Below are 20,975 nucleotides of genomic sequence, written 5' to 3' on the forward strand. Positions count from 1 at the left end.
ATATTATACTAGGAGGTAATTATGAATATTAAAATTTTAGGTCCAGGTTGTAAAAAATGTGAGAAACTTTATAATCTTACTAATGAAGTTTTAGATGAACTTGAAAAACAAGCCAACATTACTAAAGTAACAGATTTTAACGATATTGCTTCCTATGGAGTCATGAAAACTCCAGCTTTAGTAATAGATGAAAACGTTAAATTTTCTGGAAAAGTTCCTTCTAAAAAAGATCTGAAAAAATTATTAAAATAAAGGAGGTAATATAATGGATATTAAAATTTATGAAATGGTATGCTGAGGTGGTAGTAAAATTGCGCCCATCGTTGATGAGGCTTTAGAAAAGTTAAATTATGACTTTGATTTTGATATAATCTCTGATATTCAATTAATCGCTAAGTCAGGAATAAATAAGCCACCAGCAATAACCATTAATGATAAAGTGGTAGTTGAAGGATATATACCTACAGTTGAAGAATTAGTTGAGAAGTTAAAAGAGATATAGGCATTTGCCTATATCTTTTAATTTATTAATTCATTTAAAGTCTTAAAGAAATCTGGATAGGATGTTTTAATAGATGATATATCATCTATTTCTGTTACTCCCTCTGCTTTTAACCCAGCAATTATCATGGACATTGCTATTCTATGATCCGTATATGTTTCTATTTTTGAAGCTTTTAATTCAGTTGTACCATTGATTATCATTCCATCTTTTGTTTCCATTATATCTACTCCCATAGAGGATAGATTATCAACCATTGCCTTTAACCGGTTGCTTTCTTTAACTTTAAGCTCCTCTGCATTTTTTATTACAGTTATTCCTTCAGCGCAAGCTGCTGCCACTGCTATTATAGGTATCTCATCTATTAATCGTGGAATTATATCCCCTTCAATATCAACACCTTTTAGTTTAGTTGTTTTTACTTCTATATCTACTAATGGCTCATTATTTACTTCTCTAAAATTATATGTTTTAATGTTTCCCCCCATATCCTTTAAAACATCTATTATACCTATTCTAGTCACATTGAACCCTACATTTCTTATTATTACATGGGAATCTTTAAGTATTAATGCTCCCACCATGAAAAATGCTATAGAGGAAATATCTCCTGGGACAAATATTTCTTTTCCTATTGGTTTCTCTTTGGAATCAATAATTACACTATTCTCTTCTTCCTTTACATTTACACCAAAATATTTCATCATTTTCTCAGTATGGTCTCTAGATTTTATTGGTTGAACTATTCTTGTCTCTCCTTTTGTATATAAGCTTAGAAACATAATGGATGACTTTACTTGAGCACTTGCTATCTTTTGATAATAAGTAATAGGTTGTATTTTTTCTGAGGGAGTTATTATCAAAGGTGGATATTCACCATTTTTCCCTTTTATATTTGCCCCCATCTGACTTAAAGGCTCTATGATCCTTTTCATAGGTCTTTTTTGAATGGATTTATCACCAGTTATAGTACTTTTAAAATCAAGTCCTGAAAGGATTCCAGAAATTATTCTAATTGTAGTTCCTGAATTTCCTACATATAATTCTTTTACTGGTTTCTTCAAACCATTAAGTCCTACTCCTTCAATTACTACTTTAGTATTATCTACTTCAATGTTTACTCCCATATCTTTGAAGCAGTTTATTGTATTTATACAATCATCTCCTAAGAGAAAATTGTAAATTACAGTTTTTCCTTCAGAAATAGCTCCTAACATTATAGCTCTATGAGATATAGATTTATCTCCTGGTGCATCTATTTCTCCATTCAATGAAATATTTCCACCTTTTATATTCATGTGTCATCTATCCTCTCCTAAAGATTTAATGATTAAATCTCTATTAATTACTTTATCAAATATGTTAACCTCTCCATGGTTTGTAGGTAAAATTATAACTATATTATCATTTACATTTTTCTTATCATTTTCTATACTATTAAGAATATCTTCCTTCTCTTTTTCTGAGAATTTTTCTAAATCTATAATTCTAAGTATTAATTTTTTTATTTCTTCATAGTATTCCTTTGATATATATCCTATTTCCTTTGCTATGTATGCCTCACTTATCATTCCTAAAGCTACTGCCTCACCATGTTTAAACTTACTAAACCCGTATAATGATTCAATTCCATGACCTATTGTATGTCCAAAATTCAATATCTTTCTAATACTTTTTTCATATGTATCCAAATAAACTATTTCTTCTTTTATTTCTAGTGATCTTTTTATGATTTTCTTAATCTTTTCATATTCTAAGTTTTTTATATTATCTATTTCCTTTGATAACCATTGAAAAAACTTATAGTCCTTAATTATTCCATATTTAATAACCTCAGCTAATCCTGAGTCTATGTCTCTATCCTTTAATGTACTTAATGTATCTATATCAATTAATACTTTTTTAGGTTGATAGAAGCTACCAATAATATTCTTTATATTATTAAAATTAACTGCTACTTTTCCTCCTACACTACTATCTACTTGGGATAAAATTGTTGTGGGAATTTGTATAAAATCAATACCTCTCATATAAGTAGATGCAACAAATCCTGATAGATCCCCGATTACTCCTCCACCTAAACTGATGATTAGTGATTTTCTATTAAACTTTTCTTTTAATAATTTATTATAGATATTTTTTGACATATCTATTGATTTACTTTCTTCACCTATTGGAACTATATATGAATATACGGGAAAGTCATTCAGCCTCTTCAAGACTGAACCTAGATATAGCCTAGCTACATTCTCATCAGTGATAATTAAAATTTTCTCTTTTTTATACTCTTTTAAATAAGCTGGTAATTCCTTTAAAAGATTTTTTTCTATATAAACTGGATAGTTTTCTCTCAGAGTTCTTATATTCAAATCCAAAGAATATCACCTCGTTTTAATGTAGTTGCTATATTTATCATAATTAAACTTCATCTCTTCGATACTATCTCCACCAAATTTTATTATAATTTCACTAGCAATTATCCATGCTAAAGTACTTTCTGCTACAATACTAGCAGAGGGTACTGCACATACATCCGCTCGTTCTTTATGAGCTAAAAACTCTTCTTTTGTTTTCATATCTATACTCTTTAAAGGAATTCTTAAAGAAGGTATAGGCTTCATATAACCCTTTAATTCAATATTTTCTCCATTAGATATGCCAGCCTCAATACCTCCAGCATTATTTGTTTCTCTATAGTATCCATCATCATAATATAACTGATCATGTACCGTAGATCCAAAATTTTTAGCTGAAATTATTGCTTCACCTATTTCAACGGCCTTTATTCCCTGTAGGCTCATAAGCCCTTGAGCTAATTTCCCATCTAATTTTCTATCCCAATGACTATAGCTTCCTAATCCAATAGGAATATTCTTAGCAACAACTTTAAAGGATCCTCCTAAGGTATCTCCTTTCAATTTACATTCATCAATTTTCTTTATTATTCTATCTTCCATTTCTTTATCTAATACTCTTATAGAGGAATTATCTGCTTCTGCTATTTCCTCTAAACTATGCTCTTTAGAATCTTCTATATCACCAATTCCTGTTACATAGCTATATACTTCTATATTAAATTCTTTTAATATAAGTTTAGCTATAGCACCCACAGCTACTCTCATTGCTGTTTCTCTAGCACTTGCTCTTTCTAAAATATTTCTTATATCATTCTGTCTATATTTAATAGCACCAGCAAAGTCTCCATGGCCAGGTCGTGGTTTTGTTATTATTTCTTCATCTATTTTCCCAATACTTTTCATCTTTTCTTCCCAATTTTCATAATCTTTGTTCTCAATATATAGAGATAAAGGGCTACCAATGGTATAACTACCTCTTACCCCAGCTAAGATGTCGATATTATCCTTTTCGATGTCCATTCTTTTACCTCTACCATACCCTCTTTGCCGTCTTTTTAATTCATTATTTATAAATTTTATATCAATATATAGATTAGAAGGCAATCCTTCAATGATTCCCATCAATCCTTTCCCATGGGATTCTCCTGCATTTAAATATCTTAGCATAATTTTTTCTCCTTTATATTTATATATAATAAGGCTGCCACCGGCAGCCTTATTTGGTATATTTAAAGTATTTTGAAAATATAAAAATCAATACTGTTTCCATTGGTATAGTAACTAAAGCTGTTAATACTCTAAATGGAAATATAACTATAAATCCTAATTTATACATAATAATCAACCATAAGGTATTAAGTATCAATGACGTAATAATTGTAGTTATAGATATAGTGAAAATTAGTTTGTCAAATCTATATCCATCATTATTCTTTTTATATTTTTTATTTAATCTAAAAGGAATTAATATAAATCCTAATATTCCTATCATATATACTATAAAAAATTCAAAAGATATATTGTTTCCTGCCTGTAAATATATTATTGCAGAAATGGAAGAGAGTAATACAACCATAATTCCATTGATGATATTAAAATTTAATTTAGAATCCTTTTTAAAGATATAATGATAAAATAATCCCGGTATAAAACCACTTAAAGCGGCAGATAAAGTGAATCCTGGGAAATACGGACCTCCCATGGGATTAAGCATAAACCCTATTAAATCTGCTACAGTTCCTGTTAATGCACCTATAATAGGTCCAAATAAGATACCAGAAATCATAACAGGGATTCCTCCAAAACCTATTCTTAAAGCTTGTACCCCTGCTATAGGAATAATTAATGAGAACATTCTTGTAAGAATAATACTTATAGCAGTAAGTAAACTTGCAGCGACTAAATGTCTTGTGTTTATTTTACTTGTTTTCATATGTACACCTCCTTTTTTTAGTATGATAATGGAGTTGCATCACACTAAAGAAAAAAGAGACCTTTAATGATCAGCGGATGCAGTAAGATATCGCGGTTATAACCTTCGTTTAAGGGCTACTTCCCATCCCTTAACACTTAACGCACCTTACCTACTCTGACATTACATGCTTATTTTATTACATATATTATTCTTTGTAAATAAAATCATAAGCATATTTATTATCTTCTTCTTTTTTATACCCATTAGTTGATAAAATAATTTTTTTAATTAAAGATACCAGTCCTAAAGAAATCAATATGATGGATACTATTAGATAATAAATATAAAAATTAGTAAACTGTCCAAATATCCACAAAACTAATCCACTTACAAAGTATTTTTTCCATTTAGATGGTGATATCAAATTATTGCTATATTCACTTATATTCTTTTTTTCTTTACTAAGTTTATTCAAAATATAACCTTCTATATCCTTTTCTTTAGGAAACATCGAAGTTTCTTTTAAAATTTTCACTATATCTCTCATGTTAATCAAATAAATTTTCATATGCTTATCTATTTTTTTCAATAAATTATTAGCTTCCTCAGTATAATCAGTAGTAGTTATTATTATTCCCTCATCAAAATTATTTCTTCTAAGATCCATAAAAAATTCTCTAACTATTTCTTCATTTACATCGTATCCCCTAGTATACTGTAATGTTTTGACTGCTATCTTTTTATAGTCTTTTTCTAATTCTATGTTAAAATCTTTTAATTGTGATTTAAATAAATTAACAAATTTTAAATCCTTAAACATATTAAAAAAATATTCCATAAACTCTTCAGGAGATTTATTTAGCAATTCATTATAAATCATATCTATAACTATATTTTCTTTAATCCATACTTTAGATTTTTCTAATTCTTTATATTTTTTTATTTTTATTAGAATAAAGAACGATATAGTAATAAGCAGACTTATAATTACAGATAAATAGATATTTTTTGATTTAACTATAAAAAACATTGATAAACTGATAAATATTATTATCGATAAGAAAAGTCTATCTACTTCTCTAGCTATTAATGTTTTACCTCCTTTAGTTTGACTAATATAAAAAGATTTTAGTTTATATTTATTAGCTTTCTTAAAAATATATTTTTTTGTTTTACTCCATAATAAATTAATGTCCATAATATCCTCCTTTTTGAGGTATTATAGACATTAACTCATACTTTTATTCCATTTTATGCTTTTCTCTTAAACCAATTCCTAAAAGAAATAGTATTATCAATTGTAATATAAAATATGTTAATATTCTCATAGAAATACTGTAAAAAAAGTCTAAAGGAAGCATTTGAATAAGAATATCTGTTTTGGGATTTAGTAGCCAAAGATCATTTGTAAATAAAATTTCATGAAAAATAGTAAAATATTTATTGAAATTTATGCTTATTGCTATGCCAAATAATCCAAGAATTAATATCGGTACAATAGAAGATATCATCAAAAGCTTATATAAAATTTTAGGATAAAATTTAATTATGAAAAAAAGACTTATTATTAAGATTATTATTGCTATATTTTTAATGATAAAACCTTTTTCAAATAAATCCTTTACATCAACCATATGTAGTCTTTCTCGTTCTTCAAACACAACTTCTTCTTTTCCATTTACTTCTGCTCTTATAATCAGATCATCTCTTTTCCCTTTCATGTACTTAAGTAATTCATCAGTTACTTCCATTAAAGTATCTTTTTCTATTTTTGTTATTCCTTGTATATTATACTCATCAAATTTATTAGAATAAAATTCTTTATCAAAAGTTGATATTTGAACATCAATAAATAAAATAGTTATTATTAAAGAAATTACAAAAATTATACTTATAAAAATTCTCTTCATTCTTTTTCCCCCATTAATCAAATATTTTTTTCTTTATCTTCATAATAATTAAATAAATAAATATTAGTGGTATAATTAACATCAACATTTGTTTATTATACATCTCAATCTTCCTAAATACATAAGTCCAATTTTCTCCTAATACCTTACCTAATGTAATCAAAGCAATATGATGAATACTTGTAATTATAAATATAGAAGTATAAGCTACTTTCCTTTCCACCTTAAAAACTCCAGCTGATAATACAGCTATTGAATATATACCAGGTATAAACTTACTTACTATAATAACAACTGATCCAAATCTATCAAATAATCTTCTTAATTTTAGTACTTTGTCAGTTTCAAATAATCTATTAATTATTTTTGAATGTAAAATTTTTTCTCCTTCTTTATTTCCTAATAAGTATAAAGCAACAGATGAAAAATAGGTTGCAGAAATGGCATTAATAATCACTAAAATAATATTTACTCCTGCTATTTCTGATAAGTATCCCTCTAATATCAATACCATATCACCCGGATAGGGTGGAAATAATACTTGTAATGCTTGAGATAAAAAAAAGAAAATATATGATAGTAGTATATTTTTAGAAACAAGATTTTTTGAAAATTGTATAATTAATTCTTCCATACTAGCACTCCTTACTTAAGTGAATATAATAAATATACCCTACATATAAAATATTACTTTATATTATTTATTATAATATCATATTACTTAAATCTGTAAAATAAAAAGGCGGACAAATTATAATCAGTCCGCCGCTAAATTATATCATTAAAGTATACTTTATCTGATACTATGCCATAGCTTTTTCTAATTTACTCAAATGTTGAACTGGAAACATTTTTAGTAATTCTTTAAATTGATCTACTGTCAAACCACTGGTAGTAGTATAAATATTGATCTTTTCCTCTAGATTTGCATTTTTAAAGTCATTTTTAACTTGTTCAAAGGTTTTTTTCATTTTCTCTACTCCCTTCATTGTATAGTCATAATAATTAATAACTATAATTTAGTTTAAGTCATAATAAATAAATTTATTCTTACCAATATATAATATATAAAATATTTTTTATAAAATTACATATCCTAAGATTATATAACTTTTAGGAGGTAAACTATGAAAAATGAAGTTCATGTATATAGCGAAATAGGTCAATTAAAAACTGTATTGCTTCATAAACCATATCATGAAATAGAAAATCTTGTTCCAGAGTATTTAGAAAGATTACTTTTTGATGATATAGCATACATTAAACAAGCAAGAATAGAGCACGATGTTTTTGCTGATTTATTAAGAAAAAATGGTGCAGAAGTATTGTATTTATCTGATTTAGTTTCAGAAGTTCTTGAGAATGAAGAAATAAAAAATAAGTTTTTAGATGAATTTATTGATGAAGGAAATGTTTCCTCTGTACAACTAAAGAAGACATTAATAGAATATCTAAAAAATTTTGAGACTAAAGATATGGTTGAAAAAATTATATCAGGAATTAGAACAAAGGATATACCTGAGATTAAAAATAAGTCTCTAGTTGATATGGTAAATGAAAGAGAAGACTATCCATTTTATTTAGATCCATTACCTAATCTTTATTTTCAAAGGGATCCATTTGCTACAATTGGGTCAGGAATTACATTAAATAGAATGAGCACAATAACAAGAAATAGAGAAACAATCTTTGCTAAATATATCTTTGATTATCATTCTAGATTTAAAGGTGTTCATAAATGGTATGATAGAAATGAAAAGTATGCTTTAGAAGGTGGAGATGAATTAGTTTTATCAAATAAAGTTTTAGCTATCGGAATAAGTCAAAGAACAACTGCTAAAGCTATTCAATCAGTTGCTAAAAGAATTTTAGGTAAAGAATCTTTTGAAACAATTTTAGCATTTAATATTCCAAAAGCTAGAGCTTATATGCACTTAGATACAGTTTTTACAATGGTAGATCATGATAGCTTTACTATACATCCAGGAATAGAAGGTCCATTAGAACTGTATAGTATCAGAATGGATAAAGATAATTCTTTATCTATTAAATTCGAAAAAGAAGAGCTATCAACAATTTTAAGTAAATACCTTGATCTTCCATCAGTTAATCTAATAAGATGTGGAGGTGGAGATTTTATTGATGCAGGTAGAGAACAATGGAGTGATGGTTCTAATACTTTAGCTATATCCCCTGGCAAAGTATTATGTTATGATAGAAACTATGTTACAAATGAAGCCTTAAGAAAAAACGGGATAGAAGTAATAGAAATGCCATCCTACGAATTGTCTAGAGGAAGAGGTGGCCCAAGATGTATGAGTATGCCATTGGTAAGAGAAGACTTAAATTAATATAAAAATATCCTAGCATTGATATGCTAGGATATTTTTATAGAGATAATGCTTTATGGCTTTCTTTAAGTTGATGAATTATTTGTATTTTTTGAGGGCATTTCTCGATACATTTCCCACATTCAATGCATACGGAAGCATTATGTCCTCTATTGTTTTCACCATTTAATTTTTTATATTCCTCTTTTGAATAATCTTTAATATCATATAGTTTATAATAGTTCATTAATTCAAATACCCTAGGTATATTAATATCTTTAGGACAAGGAATACAATACTTACATCCTGTGCAGTAAAGATCTGATAACTTTTGCATTTCCTTCATTGACTTGTTTACTATATCTAATTCTTCATTGTTTAAATAATTACTTTCATTTGTAATTCTCACATTTTCTTCAAGCATTTTTATATTTTCCATTCCAGATAAAGCACATGTAACATATGGGTTTGCCAATACAAATTTTAATGCTATCTCATTACTGCTATATAACTTTTTTGGTAATAAATTTTGAATTACTTCAGAAGGAGTTCCTAGCCTCCCACCAGCTATAGGACCCATTATTGCAACCCCTATTCCTTTTTCATTAGCATATTTTATAGCTGTTTCATTTTTCTTATCAAGTAAATTGTATTGTACCAACATTGATTCAAAATTATCTGTATCTATAATTTTAAATAAATTTTCTGGTGCATCGTGAAAGGAAAAGCTTAAATGTCTAATTAGTCCTTCTTCTTTTGCTTTTATAGCTTCATATAGAGCTCCATCTTTCTTATCAATTTTTTCTTGATACATTTTAAGATTTATCCCCCATAAATGATAAAAGTCTATGTAATCTGTATCTAATCGTTTGAGAGATTGGTTTAAATACTTTCTAAAGGTTTCAACACTCCCATCTTCGATAGGATTTTTAGTAGATATATATACATTTTCCCTAAAAGGGTTTAGTGCTTTTCCTACGATTTCTTCACTTTGACTATTACAGTAAAAGGGTGCTGTATCAAAATAATTAACTCCTAATTCATAAGCCCGTCTTAATAATTCTATCGATTTTTCTTCATCAAGATCAGATTGCATATTTTCTTCGTCTATTCTCGGTAATCTCATACAACCAAATCCTAATCTCGATATCATCTTACCGGTAGTTCCATATTCTTTATAATTCATTTTAATCCCCCCTAATATTAATAATTGTATCTCCTTATAGTCAAAAGTGCAATTGATTAAATATTAAATTTTAAGGTATAATAAATATGTATACATATTGTTGTTATACGTAATAATACGAGGAGGAATTATTTATGAAAAAAAATCTAAGCATAGAGTACTGTACTTCATGAAACTATTTACCTAAGGCCGTGGGTCTTACACAAAGCTTATTAGCAGAACACACTAACAATATTGAAAATTTAACCTTGATACCTTCTTCTGGAGGAGTATTTGAAGTTAAATTGAATGATGAGTTGATATTCTCTAAAAAAGAATTAGATAGATTTCCTATTGAAGATGAAGTTGAAAAAATAATAAGAGAAAAATAATAAAATATACTAGGATATCCTAGTATATTTTATTAAAATAATAAGAATTGAGTAAATAATCTTGTCTATATTTTACTGTTAATTCATAAAGATATTTCTTAACTTCTGATATATGAATATCCTTTTGTTTATAGTCTCTTACAATATTAAATAGTTTTTCTCTTTCCTCTTTTGTAGAATCTTTCTTAAAATATCCCCATATATGATTTATTGTATTAATTTCGTCTCCTATGGATTTTTCTTTATTAAGGCTCTTGTCTAACATATATATAAATTTCTGTAATTCAGGGGAATCTGAATTTATATATTTACTTATAGTCTTATAATCATAATAGGACTTTTCCATGATATTATATTTATACTTTCCCCATTCGTTTCTTAAGACATTAATATCATTATTCATTAATGTCATTAATTTTTCTGTAGAAATATTTTTATCCTTTACTTCTAGCATTATATCTACATCTTTACTCATGTTATTAATATATTTTAAAAAACTATAGGGCTCTATAGTTTTTGTATGAGAACCTATCCTTTTATAGGGTGCTTGCTGAGAATAATGAGACTTAGGATTACCATCTTTTGCATCCCAAGTTTTATAAACCTTATTTAAAATATCATTAATTTCATAATTTCCATTTATCTGATTGTGTAAATTATCAAATACCACAGGTATATTAATTATATCACTTATATATAATACATCTTCTATTGTATAATTTTTTTCATCATTCTCTATAATCAATCTATTCTTTACATTATTAGATAAATTATTGAAATTTTCAATAAATCTTTCGATTGCTTTTGATTTATCCCCATAGATACCTCCGATATGTAAAACTATTTTATGAGTATAATCATCTGTAATCTCATCTAAAAATTTACCATGATATTCTAATTCTGATATAGCATTATCTACTACAGTCCTATTATTAGAATCTAATACAGTATACTGACCTGGATGCATAGAGACTCTAAAATCATTTTCTTTTATTATACTCTTAATATTATCAAGTTCATTCTTAAATTCTTTCCACCACTCTATATTATTTATTTTATGAGAGCCAAAAGGAATTATATCAGAGCTAATCCTATAAAAATTGATTCCAACGTTTTTATTATATAGTAATATATAAATTAGACTATCTAAGTTATACTTTATTAACTCTTTTAATCTATCTTCCGATGCATTCTTTAATCTACAGGTTTTAAAATTTGTTTTATTAATTGATTTATTTAAACAAGCATATCCTAATCTTATAATTGACCACCTCTTATCTTTTTAAATATAATAACATTTCTATTTGGAAAAAACACTTTATAATTAAACTTATTTGCAATCCATCTCATAGTTTCTTTACTATAAAAGCTTATATGAGTTAAATCATTTTTATAATGCCAATTTTTAAAATTCTCCTTGTCATTTAATAAATTAGTCATTATTGCTAAATAACCATTTTTCTTCAATAACTTATTTAACCTTATAAATTCACCATAAGGATTGTTGAAATGTTCAATTACTTCAGAAGAAGTAATAAAATCAAATCTTTCATTTAATACTCTTTTTCTTCTATAAAAATAGGGATCATAAATTTTCATATTATATCTCTTATTTCTCATTATCATAGATAAAGCTGGCACTGGTCCACATCCATAATCTAAACCTAACATACCCTCATTTAAATATGGTATCAATTCCTTTATTAATCGACTAAGAAATTTTCTGTATCCCTTATCATTAGGATCATTATTATGTTCTTTATACCTACTGAGTTCATCAAATTTATTTAACTGTTGCCATTTATCAACAAATACTAAATCACAATTATTACAACAGAAATAAGATCTGTAATTATCTCTCTTTTTCCCTTTATAAAAGAATTTAGTATTTATTGATCTACATAAAGGACACCCTCTTGTTTTATAATGATTAAGTTTTCTATGCTTTTTACGAATAGTAATTTCCAAGCCCTCCTATTTCATCAATACAACTCCAACCCATGTTATATTTTTTGTTCCAAAAATAATCTCTATACCTTTTGTTTTCATAGTTTCTACTACATTTACTCCTACTGCTTCTAGTGAAGTTCTTGCTTTGTTAGGATGAATACATTCATTATATCCTTCTACTAATTTACAAGGACTACAAAGCTTACATTCTCCTGCAATAAAGCCCAAGGATTTATTATATCCATTTGAAATCAATTTCTCTTCCACTTCTAATACTATTTGATGTAATTTTTTTTGAGAATTATAATGATCATTTATATTAGGCTTATTAATAATATCCTTTATTAATAATATATATCCTTTATTATAAGACTTAATTATTTCTTTATATTCTTCTACCGTTCCAATTCTAGGAGGGCACATAAAATTCTTATTGTATCTCCCACATTTATTTTCTTTACAATAATCTCTAATTGAATCATCAAATATTATTTCACTAGGCTCTATTTCATATATTTCTATTCCTCTACTTATATAGTCATTATTATTTAGCATTTTTCCACCTACTTACTTATTAGTTTATTTATCAATTCATCATAACTAATTGGCAATTCAATATCAAATTCTCCATACTGTATTTTTCCAGTAGCTTCTCTTACTTTTAATCTATCTAAAAAACTCTCTTTGCTTTCTATTATATTAAGTTCATATAATCTATCTATAATTTCTGTTATTGTTTCTCCTTTATTAATGATGAATTTTACTTCTTTAGCTTCTTCTTCCATATCTTCTGTTTTATCTTTTGATTCATCTTCATTATTATCTTCTAAAGATTCATTTTTTCTTTCGTCTCTTAATTTTATTTCAGTATACTTGGCTACTATCTCCTCATCTGTATATTCCTTATACTGTATAGTAGGATTATAATAGAAAATTGAAGCTGTTAGTATAATGCCACTTCCTAATCCTAATAATAAAATAGCTATATCTGTTGTTTTAAATTTTTTCATATGTACCCTCCTTCTATTACTCATTTAATTATACTATATATTTTTAATAAAGTTAAAATGATTAACTTATTTTTTTTATGGTATATGTGATATATTAATTATATATGGAGGTAATTAAATGGATAGAGAAAATAAAAATAGAATGGGTACTGAAGCCATAGTACCACTATTATTCAAGTTATCAATTCCATCTATTTTGTCAATGGCTATTCAAGCCCTATACAATATAGTGGATAGTATATATATAGGTAATTATGACCAACAAGCTTTAACAGGTTTGTCTATAGCTTTTCCTATACAGATGATACTTATAGCTATAGCAGTAGGAACTGGTATAGGAACTAGTTCATTAATTTCACGAGAATTAGGAAAAGGTAATAGAAAAAAAGCATCAAATGCAGCAGAACATGTATTATTGCTTTCTATTGTTTATGGAATAGTTTTAGCCATATTAGGGTCTTTATTTTCTAGAAATATTATTTCCATTTTTACTAATAATGTAGATATTATAGATTATGGTACTCGATACATACGAATTATTCTTATTGGATCCACTGCCATGTTCGTTCCTATGATAGCTAATAATATTCTAAGAGGAGAAGGCAATACTTTAGTACCTATGATTTCAATGTTAATTGGATCAATAATAAATATAATATTAGACCCATTTATGATTTTTGGTATAGGAATATTCCCTGAATGGGGTATTGAAGGTGCTGCAGTAGCTACTGTAGTCTCAAGACTTCTAAGTGGTATATTTATTGTTTTTATGATTTTCAAAGCAGATAATGAAATAAATGTTAATTTCAATAAATTTGTATTTAATATAAATATAATTAAGGATATATATATAGTAGGATTTCCTGCTATGGTAATGCAATTTTTAGCATCCTTTATGATAGGTGGATTAAATATTATTGTAGGTACATACAACGAAACAGCTATAGCTGCTTTAGGCATATATTTTAGATTGCAATCATTTGTGTTTATGCCTGTATTTGGACTTAACCAAGGGTATATGCCCATAATAGGATATAATTATGGGCATAATAATCCTGAGAGAATGAAAAAAGCAATTAAATATGGTTTTATTGTAGCTTTCACTTTTACAACTTTAGGTTTCATTTTATTTCAAACCATACCAACTCATTTAATCAAATTGTTCATTTCTAATTCAGAAGATAGTGAGGAACTGATACTATTAGGATCTAAAGCATTAACTACAATTAGCATAGCTTTTCCAATAATTGGACCGGCAATTATTGGCTCTACTACCTTTCAAGCTATAGGTAAAGGGTTGCCTAGTCTTACACTTTCTTTTCTAAGGCAAATAATTTTGCTATTACCTTTAGCATATATATTAGGTAAAATAGGTGGAGTAAATAACATATGGTATTCCTTTCCATTATCAGAATTTATATCATCTCTTGTTATGGTGTTTTGGTTGAGAAGGGCCCTTAAAAATATATTTGAAGATATGAACAATACTAAAAAAAGCTAGACATTAAATGTCTAGCTTAAAATATGCTTATTAATAAAAAAGTATAATGAGCTGTAACCCCAGCGAGGATACCCCCAACTAAATGACTTGTTATAGCTTTTGAAATCAAATTTCTATGTCCCAAAGCATCTAACATAGCAACATGAGTACTTAAAAATCCACTCCAACACATTCCCATTGCAGTAAATACTGCAATTTCATTTCCACCAATTATATTACTCTCTAAGAATGTTGGTACTAAACTAAGGGCAGCTCCTACAGCACCTAATGCTGTAATTGGAAAAGCTATAGCTTCAGGACTCTTAAAGCCGAATAAAGGAGTTAATATTGGAGATAGCTTCTCTCCAATCCATGGAAGTAATTCTACTCCTTCATAAGCCAAACCTTGATATCCTTGGATAGCATCAGAGGGACCAAAGGTTAATATCATTATTATAGTACATATAATTAATACACCAGGTATAATACTCAATCCAATATCTACACCCATTTTCCCACCTTCTAGAAAAGCAGTTAAAAACCGTTCAAAGAAGCTCACTTTTTCGTCTTCTGAAGTATTTAACATTTCTTCTAAATCAAAATCTTCATTTCCTTGAATTTTAGAACTTCCCAAAACTTTTTTACTTCTATAGGCCATAAGTCTTACACTTATTATACTACCTATTAACGCTCCAAAATTACCTATTAAGGCTTCTTTAAAGTACCCTTGTCCTATCATAAATGTTGTAACAATTAAACCCATACCAAAAGCAGTTCCTAAATTACATAGGCAAGGCACTTCATTCCTTTTAAAATAACTCAGATATCCTTTATCCTTAGCTAAAGAAATAATAGCTGGATTATCTGATAAATAAGTAGTAATAATCCCCAAGAAACTAACTCCTGGCAAATTATATAACGGTCTCATAAAAGGTGCAAAAATCATATTTAATACTTGTACTAGTTTGAACTCAGTAGCCAACCTACCAAAAGCTCCTGCCAAAACAGCAATAGCCATAATATAAAATACAGTTTCAAGTAAAAGTTTATATGCTGTATTCATTATTGTAGAAAACATATTGCCTACACCCATCTTAAATCCAATGTATCCAAAGAATAAAGAAATGATTGCAATAAAAATAATAGTATCAAAATAGGCAAATGTTTTCTTCTTGTTGTTTATGCTATCCATTTAAACTCCCCCCTTCATTTAATTAACTAATATTCATTATACTAGAGTGATAGGTATAGTATCAATAATTTTTAAATGAAATTCTAACTTAAATAGATTAATAATTCTTAACAAAAAAAGATCCCCTAAGGGATCTTTTTAATATATTATTTTCTTGAATAGAATTCGATGATTGAATGCTCATCTACTTCTACTGGAATCTCTTCTCTTTTAGGTAATCTAGTTAATGTAGCAGACATATTATTTTCGTCTCTGTCTATATAATCTAATTGGAAAGATGGATTTTCAAAGTTTTCTTTAAACATATCTATATTTCTTGCTTTCTCTTTTAGTGTAATCTCATCTCCTGGGATTATTTCATAAGAAGGAATATCTACCTTCTTACCATTAACTAACATATGTCCATGGTTCACCATCTGTCTAGCCTGTCTTATAGAACTTCCGAATCCCATTCTATATACCATGTTATCTAGTCTTCTTTCAAGTAGTTCTATCAATACTTCACCAGGTATTCCATCTGTTTTCATTGCTCTATCTACATATCTCTTCTTAAATTGTTTCTCCATTACTCCATAATATGATCTTAGCTTTTGTTTTTCTAGTAGCTGAATACCATAGTTTGATAGTTTTCTATCTGCTCTACCTGTACCTCTTTGTGCACGCTTCATTGCTTTTGGATGTCCTACTACATTTACACCTAATCTTCTACTTAGTTTAAAACGTGGTCCCATCATTTTTGCCATTTTCAATACCTCCGTATTAAGAATATATTTGGCCGCGGTATATATTCTGTAACGAATTGCCAATTATATTGTAGCATATTTATATATCTTTGTAAATGATAAATATTATCATTTACAAAGATATATATAACTAATTATAAGAATTTCATATCTCTATAATTTATAGTTTATATTCTCCTAAAATACTGAAAGTTATACCATCTTCCTCTTGAATATCTCCTTCTATAAAATCCCAGCTGCTTTTGAAACCAATACTTTTTGCCATTTCTTCAAAGTAATACATCATAATACCTGCATCTGTTAAATTATTTTTATCTTTAGGATCTATAACTGCCAAATTCACTTTATTATTTTTTAGTATGAATCTCCATGGTTGTTTATTCTTATTAGAAGGGGCATATCTAACATAATAAAATAACTCATCTAGCCCTCTCTTATCTAGTTCATCTGGATCTATTGACTTCCCAAATTTACTATCAAAAACAATATCTTTTACTGATAATCTACTACTGGTAGACTTTTCAACAAAATACTTTTTTTCTTTAAAAGGTCTTATTGTATTTAAATAACCTATGTCTTCATTCTCTAACCCATTAGAATTTGCTATTTGTGAAATCTTACTTTTGTCTTTTGAATAACCAATAGCTACTATGTAATTAATATGTTTGTTTTTCCCATTAAAAAGTATCTCTTTTGAATCATAGGGTGTATCCATTATATTTATCCAACAACTCCCTAAGTCTAGTTGATAGGCTTTTGTTAATAAAGTTTCCATAGCATAAGCTGCTTTAATAATAGTTTCTTTATCTTCATTATCAGTTTGGAGACCGATATAATGAGGACTATTAATCATAACACCTGCATAACCTGCTACTCCTTTTAAATTCTCATAGATTTTTTCACCATCTTCGTAAAGAATAAATCTTATTCCATCATTACCGTATCCAGATTGTAGCTTTTCAGCAAAATCCATAAGCATCTCCAATTTATCATTTTCAACCATCTTATCACTATACTCCCTAGTAGAACGTCTATTTTCTAAAAATTTACTAAATAACATAATCTTCCTCCCTTAAAATAAATAATGTATTTTATTAATACCCAAATACTATATAATTAATCTAGATTTCTTCCATTCCTTTATTAGCTAGTTGATCTGCTTTTTCATTTAATTCCACACCTGAGTGTCCTTTTACTTTAATAAACTTTATATTATTAAATCTCTCAATCAAATCTAATAATTCTACCCATAATGCCTTATTCTCTACTGGTTTTTTCTTAGAGTTAACCCATCCATTTTTCCTCCAATTAACATACCATTTTTGATTTATGCAATTGCATAGGTAAGCTGAATCTGTATATATTTCAATTGGAATATTATCTTTCTTAATTAACTTTAAAGCTTCAATTGGTGCCTTTAACTCCATTTTATTATTAGTAGTATTCTTTTCTCCACCATATACTTCTTTTTCATGATCTCCATAAATCAATATAGCCCCATATCCTCCAACATTTTCCTTGTGTTGATTTCCAGAACAGGCTCCATCTGTATAAATTATAATTTTATTCATTTTAAATATAACCTCTTTTCTATAATTCTAATTCTATCAAATTATACACTTTTATATTATAAAAAGTATAATCCTTCAATATTTAATCTATTATATAAATAAATTTAAATTTAATGCAGTAAATATAGTTACCAATGCCTATTTTTTTGATATAATATATCTATAATCATATCATAACGAATTCAATCAAAATATTCTAGAAAAGGAGAGTTCTTTATGTCTTATAAAAAGTTAGCTAAACTTATTTTATCACCACTAGCTTTTTTAGCAATTATGGTTAGTTCTACCGCACCTATTACTACTTCCATATTTTATACTAATCAAATTAAATGCCCTAAAGAGTTAATTCATTAATTAGAAAAGGATGAGGGATGAGAGATGCAATCATACATATTAATTAACGAAATAATCATGTCATTCTTAGAAGGATTTATATTACTTTATCTATTTTTATTTATCTCTAATAAAAGAGATTTATTCATGGATAAAAAAATAATAAACTTTCTATTCATTATTACTTATACTATTTTTTCTTATTGGACAACCTTATCCCTTCCTCCTGGCTATCATACTGTTGTAATTATTTTGTTCTTAATACTAAGTTTATCATTTATTACTAATACGAGATATCCTTTGACTATTGCTACTATTATTTTTATATTACTAGGTATGATGATAATAGAGATGATTTCTTTACAACTTTTATCCTTAATGATAAAAGAATCTACTCAAACAATATTAACTAATCCTATACATAAAATAGCATTTTCTATCTTTGTTAAGTTTAATGAAATCATAATTATTACCATGTTATCTAAAATAGAAAGTCCTATAATTAAATCCTTTCATAAAGAATTTAAGTACTCTCTTATAAACTATTGGTTTTTTGGTATATTCCTTATGGGAGGACTGATTCTTAGTATAAGATATATAATATATCAGCCAGAAAAAATTATTATTTATGAAATTTTAATATCCATAATATTTGCCTTATACATTATGATTGGCTATTTGGATTATAAAGAAAAAATCAAATTAATTAGTATTCAAAAAAAGTATGAGGTACAGGATGATTATATCAAAAATTTAGAGACCTTAATAAATATTGTTAGAAGAGAAAAACATGATTTTTCTAACCATATAAATACTATTTATGCTATGTGTACCATAAATAAACCAAATACAGTGGAAAGAATTAAAGAGTATTTAAGTAAAATTTCAGAAAATCTTAAAAACTCTTATCATATTTATAATAGTGGAAATGATTATATAGATGGCTTACTTGCCATTAAAAGTAATTTTGCATATGAGAATAATATCATTTTCGATGTTAACTTTGAAATTTCAATTGATAAACTAAGTATTAATGATACTGATTTGATAAGTATTATTAGTAATATTTTAGATAATTCCTTTGAAGCTATACTTTTTTCTGATTCTATAATTGAAAGTCCAATAGTTTCCTTTTGGACTTACTTAGAGAATGACAAATATATAATTTCAATAACTAATAACGGTCCTAAGATATCAGAAAGTAATTTAAAAAAGATTTTTAAAAATGGTTATTCTACAAAAGTAAAGGAAAAAGATGACCATGGATTAGGATTATATATAGTAAAAAATATAACAGAAAATAATAATGGCATAATTAAAGTTCATAGTAATGACTTGGAAACAGAATTTCAATTAATATTTGAATATCTTGAGGTGAAAAATGAAATTGATAAAAAGAGTATCTCTATATCTAACTAATCAAATAACTGCTGATAAAGAATATACTTCTCTTGAAGTTATAAAAATAAAATATGGATTAGAATGTATTTTAAGTGAGTTATCGAAATTTATTCTATATTTAGCTGTCTTTAGTTTTCTAAATTTAACTAAAGAATTTATTGTAGCAACTTTATTCTTTAGTATCTTAAGGATATTCACAGGAGGTTTTCATCAAAAAACCTATTTTGGTTGTCTACTAACCTCCTTTGTTATACTTTTACTGATTATTAAAATTCCCTATATTATAAATATTGAATATATAAGTAAATTAACATTAATATTTCTTGCTTACACTCTTATAATTATATTCGCTCCTATGGATCATCCTAATAAACCTATCCCCTCCCTTAAACGAAGAAGACAACTAAAGATAGTTTCCATTTTTTTATACAGTTTTTTATTATTAATTGTTGTGAATTTACCAAATACCTTTTCTAATATAGGCTTAGTAGCTCTATTTATACAATCCCTTACTCTACTATTAGGAAAAATAAAGTTAAAAAAATCTCAGCATACTTAATAAGTATACTGAGATTTTTAATATTCAAATATAAATGATAATCATTTTCATTTATATGTTTAATAAATTAATTAGTGGATATATATTAATCATGCTTTGTATACAATGTTCAATACATGGTTTTATATTATAGAGAATACCCTATTTAATCATGGGTATAGTTAA

The 20,975-nt window shown here is 26.9% G+C and carries 24 protein-coding genes, 1 pseudogene and 1 riboswitch; of the genes and pseudogenes, 8 read left to right on the forward strand and 17 right to left on the reverse strand.

Annotated features, from left to right (window positions below; translation table 11 throughout):
- Nucleotides 1-21 precede the first annotated feature (21 nt).
- Both GOQ27_RS16675 and GOQ27_RS17565 read left to right on the forward strand, forming a co-directional pair.
- Complete coding sequence (locus GOQ27_RS16675; RefSeq protein WP_203368002.1) at nt 22-252, forward strand: thioredoxin family protein; 231 nt, start codon at nt 22-24, stop codon at nt 250-252.
- A 67-nt stretch (nt 253-319) separates the two neighbouring features.
- Nucleotides 320-502 (forward strand): thioredoxin family protein, encoded by a 183-nt coding sequence (locus GOQ27_RS17565; protein WP_350445939.1) that lies wholly within the window; start codon nt 320-322, stop codon nt 500-502.
- Between the two features lie 17 nt (nt 503-519).
- Here the strand turns inward: GOQ27_RS17565 and aroA are convergent, their stop codons facing one another.
- The 8 genes from aroA to GOQ27_RS16720 form a co-directional block, all read right to left on the reverse strand.
- Nucleotides 520-1,800 carry a 3-phosphoshikimate 1-carboxyvinyltransferase gene (aroA, locus tag GOQ27_RS16685; RefSeq protein ID WP_203368003.1) on the reverse strand — a complete coding sequence of 427 codons (1,281 nt, stop codon included), beginning with the start codon at nt 1,798-1,800 and terminating at the stop codon, nt 520-522.
- Between the two features lie 3 nt (nt 1,801-1,803).
- On the reverse strand, nt 1,804-2,877 hold the full coding sequence (gene aroB, locus GOQ27_RS16690) for a 3-dehydroquinate synthase (RefSeq protein WP_203368004.1): 1,074 nt from the start codon (nt 2,875-2,877) through the stop codon (nt 1,804-1,806).
- Nucleotides 2,878-2,883: 6 nt separating this feature from the next.
- Nucleotides 2,884-4,026 carry a chorismate synthase gene (aroC, locus tag GOQ27_RS16695; protein ID WP_203368005.1) on the reverse strand — a complete coding sequence of 381 codons (1,143 nt, stop codon included), beginning with the start codon at nt 4,024-4,026 and terminating at the stop codon, nt 2,884-2,886.
- A gap of 49 nt (nt 4,027-4,075) precedes the next feature.
- Nucleotides 4,076-4,792, reverse strand: coding sequence for a folate family ECF transporter S component (locus GOQ27_RS16700; RefSeq protein ID WP_203368006.1), 717 nt, complete (start codon nt 4,790-4,792; stop codon nt 4,076-4,078).
- A 69-nt stretch (nt 4,793-4,861) separates the two neighbouring features.
- Nucleotides 4,862-4,953: riboswitch (THF riboswitch) on the reverse strand.
- 26 nt (nt 4,954-4,979) lie between these two features.
- Nucleotides 4,980-5,972, reverse strand: coding sequence for a restriction endonuclease (locus tag GOQ27_RS16705; RefSeq protein ID WP_203368007.1), 993 nt, complete (start codon nt 5,970-5,972; stop codon nt 4,980-4,982).
- Between the two features lie 43 nt (nt 5,973-6,015).
- The gene (locus GOQ27_RS16710) at nt 6,016-6,684 is read right to left on the reverse strand and encodes a TIGR01906 family membrane protein (protein WP_203368008.1); all 669 of its coding nucleotides are present in this window, start codon (nt 6,682-6,684) and stop codon (nt 6,016-6,018) included.
- A gap of 13 nt (nt 6,685-6,697) precedes the next feature.
- Complete coding sequence (locus tag GOQ27_RS16715) at nt 6,698-7,318, reverse strand: DedA family protein (RefSeq protein ID WP_203368009.1); 621 nt, start codon at nt 7,316-7,318, stop codon at nt 6,698-6,700.
- A 169-nt stretch (nt 7,319-7,487) separates the two neighbouring features.
- Nucleotides 7,488-7,655, reverse strand: a complete 168-nt coding sequence (locus GOQ27_RS16720) for a hypothetical protein (protein ID WP_203368010.1) — start codon at nt 7,653-7,655, stop codon at nt 7,488-7,490.
- Between the two features lie 156 nt (nt 7,656-7,811).
- Here GOQ27_RS16720 and arcA point away from each other — a divergent pair, with 156 nt between their 5' ends.
- Entirely contained in the window at nt 7,812-9,035 is a 1,224-nt protein-coding gene (gene arcA, locus GOQ27_RS16725) for an arginine deiminase (protein ID WP_203368011.1), read from the forward strand.
- A 37-nt stretch (nt 9,036-9,072) separates the two neighbouring features.
- Here the strand turns inward: arcA and GOQ27_RS16730 are convergent, their stop codons facing one another.
- Complete coding sequence (locus GOQ27_RS16730) at nt 9,073-10,200, reverse strand: aldo/keto reductase (protein WP_203368012.1); 1,128 nt, start codon at nt 10,198-10,200, stop codon at nt 9,073-9,075.
- Nucleotides 10,201-10,385: 185 nt separating this feature from the next.
- Here GOQ27_RS16730 and GOQ27_RS17385 point away from each other — a divergent pair.
- Nucleotides 10,386-10,571 (forward strand): annotated as a pseudogene (locus GOQ27_RS17385) (Rdx family protein); the annotation flags it as partial.
- 19 nt (nt 10,572-10,590) lie between these two features.
- On the opposite strand, the gene uvsE reads toward GOQ27_RS17385, so the two are convergent.
- From uvsE to GOQ27_RS16755, 4 genes are read right to left on the reverse strand one after another with little or no spacing between them, the layout of a single operon-like run.
- Nucleotides 10,591-11,835, reverse strand: a complete 1,245-nt coding sequence (uvsE, locus tag GOQ27_RS17570) for a UV DNA damage repair endonuclease UvsE (RefSeq protein WP_350445940.1) — start codon at nt 11,833-11,835, stop codon at nt 10,591-10,593.
- The gene (locus GOQ27_RS16745; RefSeq protein WP_203368015.1) at nt 11,829-12,539 is read right to left on the reverse strand and encodes a class I SAM-dependent methyltransferase; all 711 of its coding nucleotides are present in this window, start codon (nt 12,537-12,539) and stop codon (nt 11,829-11,831) included. The genes uvsE and GOQ27_RS16745 overlap by 7 nt, the downstream gene beginning before the upstream one ends.
- Nucleotides 12,540-12,545: 6 nt before the next feature.
- Complete coding sequence (locus tag GOQ27_RS16750) at nt 12,546-13,076, reverse strand: DUF2284 domain-containing protein (protein ID WP_203368016.1); 531 nt, start codon at nt 13,074-13,076, stop codon at nt 12,546-12,548.
- A gap of 8 nt (nt 13,077-13,084) precedes the next feature.
- Entirely contained in the window at nt 13,085-13,531 is a 447-nt protein-coding gene (locus GOQ27_RS16755; RefSeq protein WP_203368017.1) for a hypothetical protein, read from the reverse strand.
- A gap of 118 nt (nt 13,532-13,649) precedes the next feature.
- On the opposite strand from GOQ27_RS16755, the gene GOQ27_RS16760 reads away from it, so the two are divergent.
- A complete protein-coding gene (locus GOQ27_RS16760) occupies nt 13,650-15,032 on the forward strand; it encodes an MATE family efflux transporter (RefSeq protein WP_203368018.1) in 1,383 nt (460 codons plus the stop codon).
- 16 nt (nt 15,033-15,048) lie between these two features.
- Here GOQ27_RS16760 and GOQ27_RS16765 read toward each other — a convergent pair whose 3' ends face one another.
- From GOQ27_RS16765 to rnhA, 4 genes are all read right to left on the reverse strand, one after another.
- Nucleotides 15,049-16,203, reverse strand: a complete 1,155-nt coding sequence (locus GOQ27_RS16765) for a CD0519/CD1768 family membrane protein (RefSeq protein WP_203368019.1) — start codon at nt 16,201-16,203, stop codon at nt 15,049-15,051.
- A 146-nt stretch (nt 16,204-16,349) separates the two neighbouring features.
- Nucleotides 16,350-16,946, reverse strand: a complete 597-nt coding sequence (gene rpsD / locus GOQ27_RS16770) for a 30S ribosomal protein S4 (RefSeq protein ID WP_203368020.1) — start codon at nt 16,944-16,946, stop codon at nt 16,350-16,352.
- Between the two features lie 160 nt (nt 16,947-17,106).
- The gene (locus GOQ27_RS16775; protein ID WP_203368021.1) at nt 17,107-18,006 is read right to left on the reverse strand and encodes a nitroreductase family protein; all 900 of its coding nucleotides are present in this window, start codon (nt 18,004-18,006) and stop codon (nt 17,107-17,109) included.
- Between the two features lie 61 nt (nt 18,007-18,067).
- Nucleotides 18,068-18,517: a ribonuclease HI gene (gene rnhA, locus GOQ27_RS16780; protein WP_203368022.1), complete on the reverse strand. Its 450-nt coding sequence runs from the start codon at nt 18,515-18,517 to the stop codon at nt 18,068-18,070.
- A gap of 216 nt (nt 18,518-18,733) precedes the next feature.
- On the opposite strand from rnhA, the gene GOQ27_RS16785 reads away from it, so the two are divergent.
- Genes GOQ27_RS16785 through GOQ27_RS16795 form a run of 3 tightly spaced genes read left to right on the forward strand, consistent with a single transcriptional unit; the run spans nt 18,734 to nt 20,810 of the window.
- Nucleotides 18,734-18,871: a hypothetical protein gene (locus GOQ27_RS16785; RefSeq protein ID WP_203368023.1), complete on the forward strand. Its 138-nt coding sequence runs from the start codon at nt 18,734-18,736 to the stop codon at nt 18,869-18,871.
- A gap of 24 nt (nt 18,872-18,895) precedes the next feature.
- Nucleotides 18,896-20,269 (forward strand): sensor histidine kinase, encoded by a 1,374-nt coding sequence (locus GOQ27_RS16790; RefSeq protein ID WP_203368024.1) that lies wholly within the window; start codon nt 18,896-18,898, stop codon nt 20,267-20,269.
- Nucleotides 20,232-20,810, forward strand: coding sequence for an accessory gene regulator ArgB-like protein (locus tag GOQ27_RS16795; protein ID WP_203368025.1), 579 nt, complete (start codon nt 20,232-20,234; stop codon nt 20,808-20,810). The genes GOQ27_RS16790 and GOQ27_RS16795 overlap by 38 nt, the downstream gene beginning before the upstream one ends.
- Nucleotides 20,811-20,975: the final 165 nt, after the last annotated feature.

The sequence above is a fragment of the Anaeromonas frigoriresistens genome (genome assembly GCF_016820655.1).
GTDB classification, from domain to species: Bacteria; Bacillota; Clostridia; order Tissierellales; family SIT17; genus Anaeromonas; species Anaeromonas frigoriresistens.